This is a genomic window from Rhodobium gokarnense (genome assembly GCF_025961475.1).
In the GTDB taxonomy this organism is placed as follows: domain Bacteria; phylum Pseudomonadota; class Alphaproteobacteria; order Rhizobiales; family Rhodobiaceae; genus Rhodobium; species Rhodobium gokarnense.
Genome location: NZ_JAOQNS010000005.1, coordinates 359329 through 373289, shown reverse-complemented (window position 1 = coordinate 373289; position 13961 = coordinate 359329). Strand labels below are relative to the sequence as shown.

Genomic DNA, 13961 nt, shown 5'->3' with positions numbered 1-13961 from the left:
ACGTTTCGGTGAGATTGGGAGCCGCGGCCCCGCGCGCCGGCAGAAATCGGGGCGGGGCCGCAGTCCTGGCGCCTTACGAGGCCGGCAGAAGCACGTGGTCGATGACGTGGATGACGCCGTTCGACTGTTCGACGTCGGCGATCGTGACGGTGGCGACATTGCCCTGGCCGTCCTTGATCATGATCTTGCCGTCCTTGGTCATGGCGGTGAACTCGCAGCCGCCCACGGTCTTGACCGGATGCATGCCGCCATCGTCGGCGACCATCTTCTTGATGGCGTCGGACATGGCGTCCGCGGCGACCACATGGCAGGTCAGGATCTTGGTGAGCTGGTCCTTGTTCTCGGGCTTCAGGAGCGTCTCGACGGTGCCGTCCGGCAGCATCTCGAAGGCCTCATCGGTCGGCGCAAAGACGGTGAACGGGCCCTTGCCCTGCAGCGTCTCGACGAGACCGGCGGCCTTGACGGCGGCGACCAGCGTCTCGTGGTCCTTGGAGTTGACCGCGTTCTCCACGATGTTCTTGTTCGCGTACATCGGCGCGCCGCCGACCATCGGGTTGTCGGCGAGCGCGGCACCGGCGGTGAGCGAAAGTGCCAGACCGGCAGCGGCGAAAATCGAGGTGGTCTTGGAAGTCATGTAGTGGCTCCTTGGTTTGACGTCCTCGTTCGTGGGACAGGCCAAGCAACGGAGCGCTTTTCAAAAAAGTTTCGGGGAATACGGAAAAATATCTATGGGGCCGATCACACCCGATCAGATCGGCGTGATCGCCCCGGTGGCAACGACCGGTCCCGTGGGAGCGCCGGTGGGCGAGCCGCCTGCCGGCTCGTCGCTGACGGCGAGCGTCGCGCCGGAAAGCCGTCCGGCAAGCTCGCCGGGGATGGTGAGCCGGCCGGCCGGATCGCGCGGCACCAGGCCGAGCGAGATCGGGGCGTTACCCCCTTCGATCAGCCACAGCTCGAAATCGTGCCCGCCCGCGGGTGCCCCGGTCGTGCGGTGAAGGCGCAGGACGCCCTCTTCGCCGTCATAGAGCGCGACCAGGTGGAACGCCTTGTCCTCGGCGGTGAGTTCGGAAACATAGGTCGGGCCGGCCTCGCGCGGTCCGGGCTGCGTCAGGAACAACGCCGCGACAACCACCAGGGCGGCGAGCGACACGGCGCTGAGGCCCTGCCAGAGGAGAAGGGTTCTTCTGGCAATGCCGGGCTTCTGTGCCGGTGCGCCGAACAGCCGATCCTCGATCCGCGACAGCGTCTCGGCCGGCGGTGCGACCGGCACCACCTCGTCGGCGACCGGCGCGAACCGCTCCTCCCAGGCGCGCAAGTCGGCCTGGAGGTCCGGCTCGTCCTGGAGCCGGCGGGAAAGGGCGGCGCGCTCCTCGGCCGGCAGCACGCCGAGCGCGTATTCGGCAATCGCCGCGTCGTCCTTCCGCCGTTTGTCGTCGCCAGCACTCATCGTTCCAGGCAGTCTCTCAGTTTCATCAGGCTGCGCCTGAGCCGCGTTCGCATGGTGTTGAGCGGCACATCCTGGCGCTCGGCCAGTTCCCGGTAGCTGTCGCCGTCGAGATAGGCGCTGCGCACGGCCTCCGCCGCAGCATGGTCCAGTTCGTCGAGGCAGTCCTCGATCGCCCGGCGGGTCGAGCGGCGTTCCGACACCTGCTCCGGCGTCGGCCCGTCGTCGGCCGCGTCCGGCACGTCGTCGATATCGACCGCTTCCGGCTTCGCCGCCCTGAGGATGTCGATGACATGGTTGCGGGCGACCGCCACCAGCCAGGAAATCGGGCTGTAGCCGGATGGGGCGTATTTCGAAGCGTTGGACCAGATCTTGACATAGACCTCCTGCAGCGCGTCTTCGGCCCGGGCCTTGTCTTTCAGCAAACGGAGGCAAACGCCGAAAAGTTTCGCCGAGGTGTGCACGTAGAGCAGGCGAAAGGCGTCCCGGTCGCCGAGCGCGGTCCGCGAAAGCAGCTCCTCGATGTCTTCAGCCTGGGGCAAATGATCTCCGGCGCCGCCTCGCTCCGGGCTCTTCGCAAACCCGTCCATCGGACCAAGACTATGCCGGTCCGTCGTCGCCGATCAAGGTCGTCTAGGATTGCGCGCTGACCGGCGCCTTCGTGGTCGGCGGTTCCGGATCGATGTCGCTGCGCACGCGCCCGACCGCGGAAAAGCCGAGCCGGTGGACGGCGCGGTTGACGGCGAAGGTCGCCGCCGTCAGGCGTTCGGAGGCCTTGACCCGCCGCTTGGCAATGCTCTTGGCGGTGTGCAGGGTCGCCGGCAGCCAGCCGCTCGCGGTCATGGCGTGCGAGGTCTGCATCATCTCCACATGGATGTCGCACACATCCAGCTTGTAGCCTTCGTCGCCGAGCGAGAAGTCGAAAATCTCCAGCTTCTCCTCGATCGCCGCCTTCATCACCTTGTGAATCAGGATACGGCCCGGCGAATAGCGCGCGCAGGGACCCGGCCCGTAGGCGAGCTGGAAGATGGAGATCGTCTTGCCGTCGACGAGGCCGATCGCCGCCGCGGCCATCTTGCCGCCGACCTCCAGCGCGTAGAACCGGACGAACTCCGGCGCGCTCGTCAGCACATGGGCAAGGAACATGTCGCTGGTGGTGTCGTCGAACGGGTTGAAGGCGCCGCGCTCCAGGATCTGCGCCACCTTCCAGTCAAGGAGTTCGCCGACCGCGCCGTGGATTTCGGTGGCGCCGGAAAGCCTGCGGAAGGCGATCTCGCCGCAGCGCTTGATGCGCTTTTCCTTGTCGCGCAGGCGCCGCCGCGACTTGGTGCTGTGCATGCGCTCGTAGAAGCTCTCCCAGTCGCCGCCGATGCGAAGCGCATAGGCCTTGGAGGTGAAGGGCCGGGCATCATAGCGCGCGAAGGGGTTGTCGAAGTCGCCGAGGTTTAGCGGCTGCCGCTCAAGCAGCAGATAATCGGCGCCGTCGGCGATCTCCGCGACGGTTCGCCAGATCGCCGCGACGTCGCCATCCGTCAGCGCTTCGGCCAGTTCCGGGGCGATCAGCGGCATGGCGTAGTCGCACCAGTCGCCGGCGAGCCAGGTGAGGCGCCGTGCGCCGAGTTCCCGGTCGACGGCGAGCGGCAACAGGATTCGCGGATTGTCGCCCTCAAAGCCTACGAGGATCAGCGGCTCGGTGCCGTCGCGCCGCCCGAAGGTCTCCATCCAGCTGTTCAGCCATTCGAAGCGCTGGTAGGGCGTGCGGATCGCGCGCTTCTGGAAGTCGCACCAGAGCGCGGCGCAGTCGGCGAGCGAATGATACGCCGTCCAGCTCAAGGTGCTGCGGGCAAGCGTCGTCTGGTGCATCGTCCACGGATCCTGGCGCAGGCGGAGCGCGCCGACGGTTGAAGGTGGACCTTTATACGGTGGCTGCCGTGAAAGTCCGGTTAATTTGCCGCAATTTTCGGCAGTGGCGGTAACGGGCGGTTGACCGAGGCGGCGCGGAACGGCGGATTTCAGCGCGCGACATTGTTGGCAACGGTGAGGCCGGCAAAGGCGTCGCCGCCGCCGTCCACGAGGTCGTCGCTCGCCCGATCGGCCCAGCGAAAGCCGATGATGGCGCCGTCCGCGGTCTCTTCCAGAATGTTGTTGGCAACGACCGCCGGCCCGACCCCGTCGACGACGGAAACGGCGATGCCGACCTTGGCATTGCGCACGATATTGCCGGTCGCTGTGACATTGCGCATGTGCGGGCCCCAGCCCAGCGCCAGGCCAAAGAGCGGCACGTTCTCCACCACATTGTTTGCGATGGTGGTGTCGCCCTCAGCAGCAATCCCGCTGCCGAAGCCCGGCGGCTCGGACGTGTAGGGGCCGATGGTCGACATGTTGCGCACGAGGTTGCCGGAGACGGTGGCGAGCCGGCCGCCCTCGCGGAAATTGACGACGGAGATGCCGTTGGCGCCGCCGTCGACGATGTTGTCGGAGATGACGGCGCCCTCGAAGGCGAATTCCGAATAGATCGCCGTCTCGCCGGACTTCAGGCAGCTATTGGCGGTGATCTGGACGTTCGAGCCGGCATTGGAGCGGATCGCGGAAAACGCGCAATTGGCCACCCGGTTGTTGGCGACCATCACATTGTGGGCGCGAAAGACGTTGATGCCGTTGCCATTCTGGCCGGTGCCGCCGTCCCGGGCGTAGATTTCTTCGACGCGGTTGCCGGTGACGAGCGTGCCGTCGTCGCCCTCGGTCCAGCGATGGACGAGGATGCCGCCATTGGCGCAGTTGGTAACGACGTTGTCGCGGATCGCAAGGCCCTTGGCCTCCATGGTCTGGATCGCGGCCTGGCCGGCGCCGGAGACCGTGGAGCGCTCGATGCGCCCGCCGCAGCGATGCAGCGAGATGCCGTTCATGGCGCTGCCGGAAATCGAGCAGTTGGCGATCGTCACCCGCTCCACGTCGATGAAGTGGACGAGGCCCGGCGCGTAGTCTTCCAGCAGCCGGTTGGAGCCGTCGATGACGATGCCCTCCAGGGACAGCCGCTCGGCCTTCTCGCCGAGGAGGAAATGCCCGCCGCCCTGGTAGACGAGCTGCGTCTCGTCGGGAATGCCGACGATCTGCGCGCCGTCCGGTAGGGTGAGGTTGGAGACCTGGTAGCGGCCCGGCGGGATGAACAGCGGCCGGTGCTCGCGCGTCGCCTGGTCGATCGCCATCTGCAGGATGCGGCTCTGGTCGTCGACGGCGCCGGGTCGTGCGCCGAAATGGGACGCATCGAGCGAGCCGCGCAGTTCGGCGACTTCGATGTTGGCCCGCGCCGGCGCGGCGGGGGCAAGGGCAGCGGCGGCAAATCCGCCGCCGGCAGTCAGAAACGATCGGCGGTCCAGCATGAAGCGTCCTGCAAACGGGCTCTGTGTCTGCAAGGACCTCAGCAAGCCCCGTGCCTGCGCTCCCGTTTCGTTTTGAAACGCAAAGGTGAACGGAGGGAATCCTGAGCCGGATCACCGTTTCGGCGTCGATAAGCCGCAGAAAAACCAAGTGTTTCCGCGCATGAACCGCATCGAAAACAGCGCCGCAGCACCCATATGAGGATGAAGAAAAGAAAAAACGTGGAGGGAGAGATGATCTCGCTGGAAGACTGCATCGCCCTCAGCGGTCTCGACGAAGACGAGATCCTGGCGATTGCCGAACACGAACACATCCCGGAAATCGCCGCCGCCGCCCTCGGCAACTACCTGATGCACAGGGACCGCGGGGTGGAGGCGGTGCGCAACATGATCGCCGACGACATCCGCGACGCCCTTGCCCGCGGCGACGACCGCCACGCCTGGCACCTGGTCATGGCGCTGCGCCACTTCCTCAGCGAGAACGCGGTGGTGCTGGAGGATCCGATCCTGTCGGGGCGGTAGGGTCAGGTGTTTGACGGGACACAGCGATAGGGCTTCGTCGTCATCGCGAGGAGGCCGTACGGCCGACGCGGCGATCCAGAGCCGCTTGCTCGGAGCGCGTAGCGCTGGATTGCCACGCTCGCTTCGCTCACTGGCAATGACGGCGGCGGTTTTTTCTACTTCCTTCGCCACATGTTCAGCCGTCACCCCAGGCGCAGACCCGGGGCCTATTGCCCCTGTCAACGCGGTATGGCGGTTGCAGGCCGGACCGGGCATGAGCGCGCATCGATGGCGCGAAAGGCTCCGCGGCGGGCTACTGTGTGGAGAGGGGCAATGGGTCCCGGGTCTCCGCTTCGCTCCGCCCGGGATGACGGGTGAGTGAGGTGCGACGTTCATCGAGCCCGGAGGGCCCGCAAGGCCGACGCGGCGATCCAGGTCCGCTTGCCCGGAGCGCGTAGCGCTGGATTGCCACGCTCGCTTCGCTCACTGGCAATGACGGCGGCGGTTTTTCCACTCGCTTCGCCACATGTTCAGTCGTCACCCCGGGCGCAGACCCGGGGCCTATTGCCCCTGTCAACGCGGTATGGCGGTTGCAGGCCGGACCGGGCATGAGCGCGCATCGATGGCGCGAAAGGCTCCGCGGCGGGCCGCTGTGTGGAGAGGGGCAATGGGTCCCGGGTCTCCGCTTCGCTCCGCCCGGGATGACGGCTGAGTGAGGTGCGACGTTCATCGAGCCCGCAGGGCTCGCAAGGCCGACCGGCCGCCCGAGCGAATGCGAGGCCCCGTCGGAGGCCAGTGAGCGTTAGCGAACGCCCGGCCGCGAGACATAGAAACCGAGCCCGCAGGGCTCGCAAGGCCGACCGGCCGCCGGCGCTTATGCGCCGCCACCGCGGAGCCGCGAGCGATAGCGAGCCTGGCGTGAGCGAAAACAAACCCCGTGAGCGAAAACCTAAAGCTTCATCAGGCCGCTGATCTCATCCACCGCAAAGCTCGCCGAGACCTTTCCCTCGCGCACCGCCTTTTCCAGCTCCGGCAGCCGCTCCGCGGTTGCCGGATTGTTTTTCAGCGAGGCCATCATGCGGTCTTCCAGCATCGACCACATCCAGCTCACCTGCTGGGTCCGGCGCCGGTCCTGGAAGGTGCCGAGCCTCGTCATCTTTTCCCGGTGGGTTTCGATCTGCTGCCACAGGCCGTCGAGATTTTCGTTGGCACGCCCGGAGACGGTGATCACCGGCGGCGTCCAGTTCGGGTCGCGCGGGGCGAGGATGTTGAGGGCTGCCCGGTAGTCGGCGGCGGCCGCCTCCGCCCGTTTCCTGCCCTCGCCGTCGGCCTTGTTGACGGCGATCATGTCGGCGATTTCGAGAATCCCCTTCTTGATGCCCTGGAGTTCGTCGCCGGCCCCCGGCAGCATCAGGACGAGGAAGAAGTCGACCATTTCGGAAACCGCCGTCTCCGACTGGCCGATGCCGACGGTCTCCACCAGCACCACGTCGAAGCCTGCGGCTTCGCAAAGGAGCATCGATTCCCGCGTCTTGGCGGCGACGCCGCCGAGCGTGCCGGCGGAGGGGGAGGGGCGGATGAAGGCGTCGGGGTCGACCGCGAGCCGGGCCATCCGCGTCTTGTCGCCGAGGATCGAGCCGCCGCTGCGGGTGGAGGAGGGATCGACCGCGAGCACCGCCACCTTGCGGCCGGCGGCCGTCAGATTGGCGCCGAGCATGTCGATGGTGGTCGACTTGCCGACGCCCGGAACGCCGGTGATGCCGACCCGGAACGCCTTGCCGGTGTCCGGCAGCACGGCCTGCAGCAGCGCATGGGCGCGCTGCTGGTGGTCCTGGCGGCGCGATTCCACGAGCGTGATGGCGCGGGCGAGCGCGGCCCGGTCGCCGGCGCGCAGCCGCTCGGCCATGGCGTCGATATCGGTGCCGTCCATCGGCTTTGCGGGCGCGGGGTCGGCCATGGGAACCTTTGCTAGCTGGTCGGGGTCCACACGAAGCGCTGCAGGACGGCATCGCCGATCTTGCCCTCCGGCGGCATGCGGTCGAACGGGCCGCGATAGCCGGGAAGGGCAAAGACGAGGGTGACGTTCTTTGCGCCCTTCGACGGGCACACCGCCATGCCGCGCCAGAGGTTGCGGCCGACCCGGCAGCTCGACCGGCTCATGCCGGCCTGGCGGAAGGTCATGCCGACCTGTTCGCCCGCGGGCCCGGCAACGACGCCGCTGGCGGCATGGATTTCGGAGACCTTGCCGCCCGAGCCCTTGAAGAGCTGCAGCACCTGCTGGCCGTCATGGAGCGCAACGAGCGTGTTGGCGACGCCGTTCTCGCGCGCGGTCTCTGCGGTCGCGGTCTCGAAGCCGGGCAGTTTTGCCTGCAGTTCCCGGCTCGAATAGGCGGGATCGGTGCCGAGCGGGCCGGCGGTCGTTGCCGTGAACTGCATGATCGGCGTCGGCAGCGGCGTGTCGTAGCCGGCGCCGGTATAGGGGTTGGTTTCCGAAAAGGCGTTGTCCGGAACGTCGCCGCCGATCGGGCCGATGCCTTCCGGCGGGGTGGCGCCGCTGCAGGCGGCAAGGCCGAGGGCGAAGGAAAGGGAAAGGATGAACCGGCCGCGGACGCGAACCATCTGGCAAAGACTCCTGACTGCTGCGGCACCGGCCGCAAGGCCCCCGAAGGCCCGGACGCCTAGTCGGATAGGCGAGATCGGCGCCAAGGGCAAGCGCCGGCATCGTTGTCGCGGCGCCCCGGTGCGGTGTGCGCTGGCCCGGCGAAGGCGAAATCCTACCCGCGGCGGCCGACAGCACTCAAATGACTATGCTGCTAACAAATTGACAACATTGTGATATCGGCGAGGTCGGGGGTTGCCACGGCGCGTTTTTCCGGGGCACGCTTGGAGCCGCTTTTGTGGCAAAGGGAGTGTCCGATGGGCCAAACCGATCTGGAACGCCAGCTAAAGGGCTACGGGCTGACGACCGCCCACATCCTCTACCGGATGCCGGACTACCCGGCGCTGCTGCAGAGCTATGTCTGGCAGGACTACGACCTGGCGCCGGACTTTCCGGAGATGCACGGCTTCCTGGAGTTCTGGCGCACCAGCCTGGAAGGCGCGCTGCATTCGGTGCGCTATGCCCACAAGCGCCTGATCGCGCCGGGAAGCTGGCACTGCGTCGACGGCCAGATCGTGTTGAATTGAAGACCCCCACCTGGTCTGCGCCAGGCCGTCGCAGCGGGCCCGGCGTAACCGGAACGTCATCGACCTGACACGGCTCCGTTACCGGGCTCTGGTTTCATCCCGCCGCCCTATAGATGCCATTCAGGCCCCACCGCCATTTCAGGGATACCCCGATGACCACGACCTGGAAGACCCTCCTGATGACCGCCGCCGCGGCGACATTTGCGTCCGCTGCGATTGCCCAGCCGGTCGAACTCGGCCCGCGCCCCTTTTTCCTCATCGATCAGATGACGGACGGCGCGCTGAAGGACAAGCTCGCCGCCTGCGCCGACAAGGAGATGGCCCCGAGCGCCTTTTCCATCGGCCACCGCGGCGCGGCGATGATGTTCCCGGAGCACACCCGCGAGTCCTACATCGCGGCGGCCCGCATGGGCGCCGGCATCGTCGAATGCGACGTGACCTTTACGAAGGACAAGGAGCTCGTCTGCCGCCACGCCCAGAACGACCTGCACACCACCACCAACATCCTCGGCACAGACCTTGCCGCCAACTGCACCAAGGCGTTTTCGCCGGCCGAGGGCGAGACCGAGGCGAGCGCCGAATGCCGCACCAGCGACATCACGCTCGCCGAGTTCAAGAGCCTGAAGGGCAAGATGGACGCCGCCGACAAGACCGCGACAACGGTGGACGCCTATATGGACGGCACCGCCAACTGGCGCACCGACCTTTATGCGGAATCCGCCGGCACCGTCATGACCCACGCGGAATCGATCGCGCTCTTCAAGGAACTCGGCGTCAAGTTCACCCCGGAGCTGAAGTCGCCCGCCGTCGAGATGCCGTTTGACGGCTTTTCCCAGGAAGACTACGCCCAGAAGATGATCGACGAGTACAAGGCGGCCGGCGTCGACCCGTCCGACGTCTTTGCCCAGTCCTTCAACCTCGACGACGTCCTCTACTGGATCAAGGCCGAGCCGGAGTTCGGCAAGCAGGCCGTCTATCTGGTCGAATGGGGCGACGGCTTCGACGAGCAGGATTCCAAGACCTGGAAGGAAGACTTCAAGGCTCTGAAGGCTGAGGGCGTCAACTACCTCGCCCCGTCCATGAACATGCTGGTCACCGCCGACGGCGACAAAATCGCCGCCTCCGCCTACGCCAAGGCGGCCAAGGACGCCGGCCTCAAGATCATCACCTGGACCCTTGAGCGCTCCGGCCCCCTGAAGACCGGCGGCGGCTGGTACTACACCCCGATCAACGACATCACCAAGTCCGACGGCCGCATCTACGAGCTGCTCAACGTCCTTTCTGAGGACGTCGGCATCGAAGGCATCTTCTCCGACTGGCCGGCGACGGTGACGTACTACGCCAATTGCATGGGGAAGTAGGGGCGGGCGGTCCTTCATTTTGCGGATCGATACGACGGCGGGCGGCGCGAAAGCGCTGCCCGTCTTGCGCTTTTATCGCATACGTTTCTGTCGGGCCGAAGTGGCGTACGAGCGCTCTCTTCGACGAGATCACGACAGCGGAATCGCATTGATGAGACTTACCGGTATCGTGAGATGTCACCGCTCCGGTAGGCAGGTCAAACGCCAAGGTACAACTGAAATTGGTTCAAAGTATGCGTGTGCTTTTCTTTTCGATGAAACAATTCTCCAATTGAAAAGAGGTATAAAAAATATTCCATACTAGATGTCAATTTTAACGTTATCGTTCTTTCTCTGGTCTCCACCGAACAAGCTATCAACAAGCATAGCAAGTGAAACGCCAAGAGCGGACTCAATAGATGCGATCCAACTTGTCAACTCATCTGGTGTTTTTATACTCTGAATCCCAAATAGTAAAAACGTTAACAAGCAAGCGATTACGTAAGATCCAAGAATAATTCTAGTAATCCAAACCATTTGTGGGGTAATAATTTTGCCAGACGATAGATCAAATTGTCCGGAAATAGTATCTTTTATGATAATTGACAAAAATAAGCCAAATAGTGGAATAGTGGCCGACATGACGTCAAAAGCGCTGCGTTCGCCGAATCCATATTTCGCTTGGAATATTATGGCGATGAAAAATATTACAACGTGCGACAGCACAATTGTAATACTAGCTTCGAGCTTAAATTTGTTCCGGTGCATTTTCATGGGATGAACACCGGATCGTTGATTTCCTTCGTCAACACCCCAATCAGGCGATCTCGAAAATCAAGAAATCTGGGATCATTCGTTAGTTCTTTTTCAAATTTTTCATCAACGGGAAATGAATCGAAACCCCAATTAGTGACACGTGTTTCGGGTAGATTCAGTACCAACACGTACTCTTGGAAATTCTTTTGAGCGATAAAAAGTTGGATCCTTAACTTCCACCATTCTGCCGCCTCGGCTACGCTAAAATTTCTCCTTTTTTCTAAGGCCACACGCCGCCCCTTAACATTCCAAAAAATAGAATTATTTCGAACAAAGGGGTCGGAAATATCATAATTTGAAGAGCTGGGGTAGTATGTGCCCAATGCAGATCCGAACACCTCAATAGCTCGCCCAAAGTTGAGTGAATTTGAATCCCTCAAAAAAGTTTGACCATTAACAAAAAACGATATCGCATCAGCTCCAGCTCCTCCACCCAATCTCCTAGCAGCATAAACTTCTGGAAATTTGCGTAAGGACATGGTCACGTGTGGTTCATGCAGTGGAACAGCATTTACATGTATGCAAATAAATTCATCTTTTAGGCTTTTCGCAGCTTTTGCAGCTTCAGGGTTAGTTTCATCGTAAAAATCTTGTTCATCTTCTATTCCAAGTGTTTTTGCAATCCGTTCGTATATTTGGGATCCATATGATGATATATAACAAAAAAGTCTGTCGTCATCGGTAGAAAATTTGACACTCAAATACTGTAATCCCGACTTTTTTAAACGCGCAAGGAAATGATCGATCTCATCTTTTCTTACAATAACGCCAATTCCTTCAGCTTCACATCCGCCATCTCCACAGTAGTATGCACCATGCAATTCTTTGGAGGAATAAATATATCCATCTTCAAGATCTGAATTTTCCACTTGCGCAATTAGCTCTTTATCCCATACGCCGAAAGGTGGAGATTCGAATTTGTTGGCAAAAATATTTCTGAATTCTCGGTTTCGCTTAATGTACGCGGATTGTTGCTCGGAGCCGTCTGGTGTTCGAACATAACCCTCCCAAATAATAAGCTCCTTGGTAATTCGTTTCGTCAGTGCCCCACGATAAATAACTTTTCGCTTCTCATTTTCCTCAAAATAGTCATTCCCACCTATTTTTTCTAGGACGGCTATATCAATCTTGCCTTGCTCATAATTGTGCCCTTCAATGCGCAATCGGCCATAGGGGTCTCCTCCGCAAACCAATTTGTTATCATAAAAAATCAAATAAATAGGTTTGAAGATCGATCCAATGCTTGCCCGATAAGTGCATCGATCCAATTCCTGCAGGCACTCATTGGACGAAGACGGATCGTCGTTGGCCGGACTGAGTGTGGTGTTGCAGGAAAAATCTGCCGAATGCGAGAAATTCAGACTGCCGAGGTAACACCAAACCAAAATTGTGATTGTTAAGGTCACTCTCATGGCGGATACCCCTAAAGATAGAGAGATGTGAAGATAACAACCGATATACGAATTCTAGTTCCTTTCATAGAGCCTTGGCCCGAGATTCGGCAGAAGATGTCGGGGTTCGGAGATAGTAGTATTCGTTTCTGTTCGGGTTTTTGACCGGGATTGGGTGTCGCAGTACATCCCGTCTACCCGTTTCAGATCTCGTCATCGATCGCGCCGTTGCTTCCCCACTCCAGTGCAGTGTGGTCTAGGAACAAGCCTTAGGAGCGGAGACGACCGCGGCCAAGAACTAAGGTAATTCATGATGCCGCCCGCCGCATGGGATGGGGCCGCGGCAACGAACCCTTAAGCCTTATACCCCATCCGCACGCCGCCCCAGTGCCGGCCGGCGATGTGCACCGGCGCGGAGATATCCTTCATCAGCACGAACTTGCCGCCGCCCATGTCGCGGCGGTAGGTCTGGAGGAGGAATTTCTTGGTGTTCTGGCCGGCGGCAAGGCCCACCCGGTCGTTGAAGATGCGGCGGTTGCGGCAGTTGGCGGCGTTCCAGACGGGGTCGTCGCCCTGGGGCTTTGAGAACTTCTTGTTGTGGGTCGGCAGGTAGCCGTTGATGTCGATGGCGGCGCAAAAGACGATGTTCTTGTCCCGCTCCAGGATGGCTTCCTGCAGGTCCGGCAGGAGCCGGTCGGTGAGGGGGGTGAACTTCGCCATCACCTGCTGAGGGTCGGTGCCCGGGATCGGCTCGTAGGAATAGTCGAAGAGCTCGGCCTCGCGGATCTGGCCGCCCACGATCGCCTCCTCGAAGCGGCGGGTGACCTCGTCGGCCATCTCCAGGATGATCTTCACGAACTTGGTGTCGCCGGTCTCGATGCCGCTGGTGGCGGCGAGGCCGACCATCTTGTCGGTGGAATAGAGCGCGCCGAACATCTCGCCGGCGCAGGTGCCGAGCTGCGAGACATTGGCATCGAGCGCGGCATGCATGGCATCGATCCGCTCGCCGAAATGGGAGAGCCGCTCCTCGTTGCCGGCAACGCTTTCCTCGATCGCCCGCGACGAGACCTCGATCTCCTCGATGGACCGCTCGATCTCGGCCATGGAGGCGTCGAGCGACCCTGCGCTCTCATTGACCTCGCCGGTATATTCGATCGCCTGGTTGCCGAGCAGCACGAGCTTGTCGGCCTCGCTGTCGAGTTCCGAAAGGGTCGAGGCGATCTGCTCGGTCGCCGAACTGGTCTCACCGGCGAGCGCCTTGACCTCCGAGGCGACGACGGCAAAGCCCTTGCCGGCCTCTCCGGCGCGCGCGGCCTCGATGGTGGCGTTGAGGGCAAGGAGGTTGGTCTGGCGGGCGATGGCGTCGATGGCGTCGGCCACCTCGCGCACGCTGCCGAGCGCCGACTGCAGGCCCTGGAGCTGTTCGTTGATGTTGCCGACGGCGCCGATCAGGCCCTCGATCCGCGACAGCGCCGTCTCAAGCGTCTGGCGCGAGCCGCGGACGGCCTCGCCGGCGGTTGCCGTCGCCGAGACCGTTTCGCCGCAGGACTGCGAGATGGATTCGTTGGTGGCGCGCACCTCGCTGGAGGCGGCCGAAAGCTCGTCGAAGGTGTCGGCGAGCTGGTGCGCCGATGAGCTGCTGTCTTCCACGACGCCGGTGGCATCGGCAATGGTAAGGCCGAGCGCGCCGAGGTCCCGGGCGATCTCCGACAGCGCCTTGCGCATCTCGTTGACCGCATCGGTCTCGGCCAGCGCGGCAACCGCCTCGGCGGCCTCCATCTCGTCGGCCGCCTCGGGCGCAGGGGTGTCGGGGATCCGCTGTTTCAGCAGCTTCAGCATCAGGTACGCACCTTCCCATGACTAACTTGATTGGGTCTGTAGTCTTTCGCGGGATCGTCGCCGATGA

At 62.5% G+C, this 13961-nt stretch carries 13 protein-coding genes; 3 read left to right on the top strand and 10 right to left on the bottom strand.

Going from position 1 to position 13961, the window contains the following annotated elements:
• Positions 1 to 73: 73 nt before the first annotated feature.
• The 5 genes from M2319_RS11420 to M2319_RS11400 form a co-directional block, all read right to left on the bottom strand.
• Entirely contained in the window at positions 74 to 634 is a 561-nt protein-coding gene (locus M2319_RS11420) for a fasciclin domain-containing protein (RefSeq protein ID WP_264601579.1), read from the bottom strand.
• 114 nt (positions 635 to 748) lie between these two features.
• Positions 749 to 1447, bottom strand: coding sequence for an anti-sigma factor (locus M2319_RS11415; RefSeq protein WP_264601578.1), 699 nt, complete (start codon positions 1445 to 1447; stop codon positions 749 to 751).
• Positions 1444 to 1986 carry a sigma-70 family RNA polymerase sigma factor gene (locus tag M2319_RS11410; protein ID WP_264601577.1) on the bottom strand — a complete coding sequence of 181 codons (543 nt, stop codon included), beginning with the start codon at positions 1984 to 1986 and terminating at the stop codon, positions 1444 to 1446. Before M2319_RS11410 ends, M2319_RS11415 begins: the two co-directional genes overlap by 4 nt.
• Before the next feature lie 91 nt (positions 1987 to 2077).
• Positions 2078 to 3307: a GNAT family N-acetyltransferase gene (locus tag M2319_RS11405; protein WP_264601576.1), complete on the bottom strand. Its 1230-nt coding sequence runs from the start codon at positions 3305 to 3307 to the stop codon at positions 2078 to 2080.
• Positions 3308 to 3456: 149 nt separating this feature from the next.
• Positions 3457 to 4824 (bottom strand): TIGR03808 family TAT-translocated repetitive protein, encoded by a 1368-nt coding sequence (locus M2319_RS11400; RefSeq protein ID WP_264601575.1) that lies wholly within the window; start codon positions 4822 to 4824, stop codon positions 3457 to 3459.
• 231 nt (positions 4825 to 5055) lie between these two features.
• Here M2319_RS11400 and M2319_RS11395 point away from each other — a divergent pair, with 231 nt between their 5' ends.
• Positions 5056 to 5343, top strand: coding sequence for a hypothetical protein (locus M2319_RS11395; RefSeq protein WP_264601574.1), 288 nt, complete (start codon positions 5056 to 5058; stop codon positions 5341 to 5343).
• Positions 5344 to 6271: 928 nt separating this feature from the next.
• Here the strand turns inward: M2319_RS11395 and meaB are convergent.
• Positions 6272 to 7279: a methylmalonyl Co-A mutase-associated GTPase MeaB gene (gene meaB / locus M2319_RS11390; RefSeq protein ID WP_264601573.1), complete on the bottom strand. Its 1008-nt coding sequence runs from the start codon at positions 7277 to 7279 to the stop codon at positions 6272 to 6274.
• Positions 7280 to 7290: 11 nt separating this feature from the next.
• On the bottom strand, positions 7291 to 7941 hold the full coding sequence (locus tag M2319_RS11385; protein WP_264601572.1) for a DUF1131 family protein: 651 nt from the start codon (positions 7939 to 7941) through the stop codon (positions 7291 to 7293).
• Positions 7942 to 8238: 297 nt separating this feature from the next.
• Between M2319_RS11385 and M2319_RS11380 the strand changes: the two genes are divergently transcribed.
• Together M2319_RS11380 and M2319_RS11375 are read left to right on the top strand one after the other, a co-directional pair.
• Positions 8239 to 8508 carry an usg protein gene (locus tag M2319_RS11380; protein WP_264601571.1) on the top strand — a complete coding sequence of 90 codons (270 nt, stop codon included), beginning with the start codon at positions 8239 to 8241 and terminating at the stop codon, positions 8506 to 8508.
• A gap of 152 nt (positions 8509 to 8660) precedes the next feature.
• Complete coding sequence (locus M2319_RS11375) at positions 8661 to 9869, top strand: glycerophosphodiester phosphodiesterase family protein (protein WP_264601570.1); 1209 nt, start codon at positions 8661 to 8663, stop codon at positions 9867 to 9869.
• 300 nt (positions 9870 to 10169) lie between these two features.
• Here M2319_RS11375 and M2319_RS11370 read toward each other — a convergent pair whose 3' ends face one another.
• The 3 genes from M2319_RS11370 to M2319_RS11360 form a co-directional block, all read right to left on the bottom strand.
• Complete coding sequence (locus M2319_RS11370; protein WP_264601569.1) at positions 10170 to 10622, bottom strand: hypothetical protein; 453 nt, start codon at positions 10620 to 10622, stop codon at positions 10170 to 10172.
• The gene (locus M2319_RS11365; RefSeq protein WP_264601568.1) at positions 10619 to 12076 is read right to left on the bottom strand and encodes a hypothetical protein; all 1458 of its coding nucleotides are present in this window, start codon (positions 12074 to 12076) and stop codon (positions 10619 to 10621) included. The genes M2319_RS11370 and M2319_RS11365 overlap by 4 nt, the downstream gene beginning before the upstream one ends.
• A gap of 333 nt (positions 12077 to 12409) precedes the next feature.
• Positions 12410 to 13894, bottom strand: coding sequence for a methyl-accepting chemotaxis protein (locus M2319_RS11360; protein WP_264601567.1), 1485 nt, complete (start codon positions 13892 to 13894; stop codon positions 12410 to 12412).
• Between the last annotated feature and the right edge of the window lie 67 nt (positions 13895 to 13961).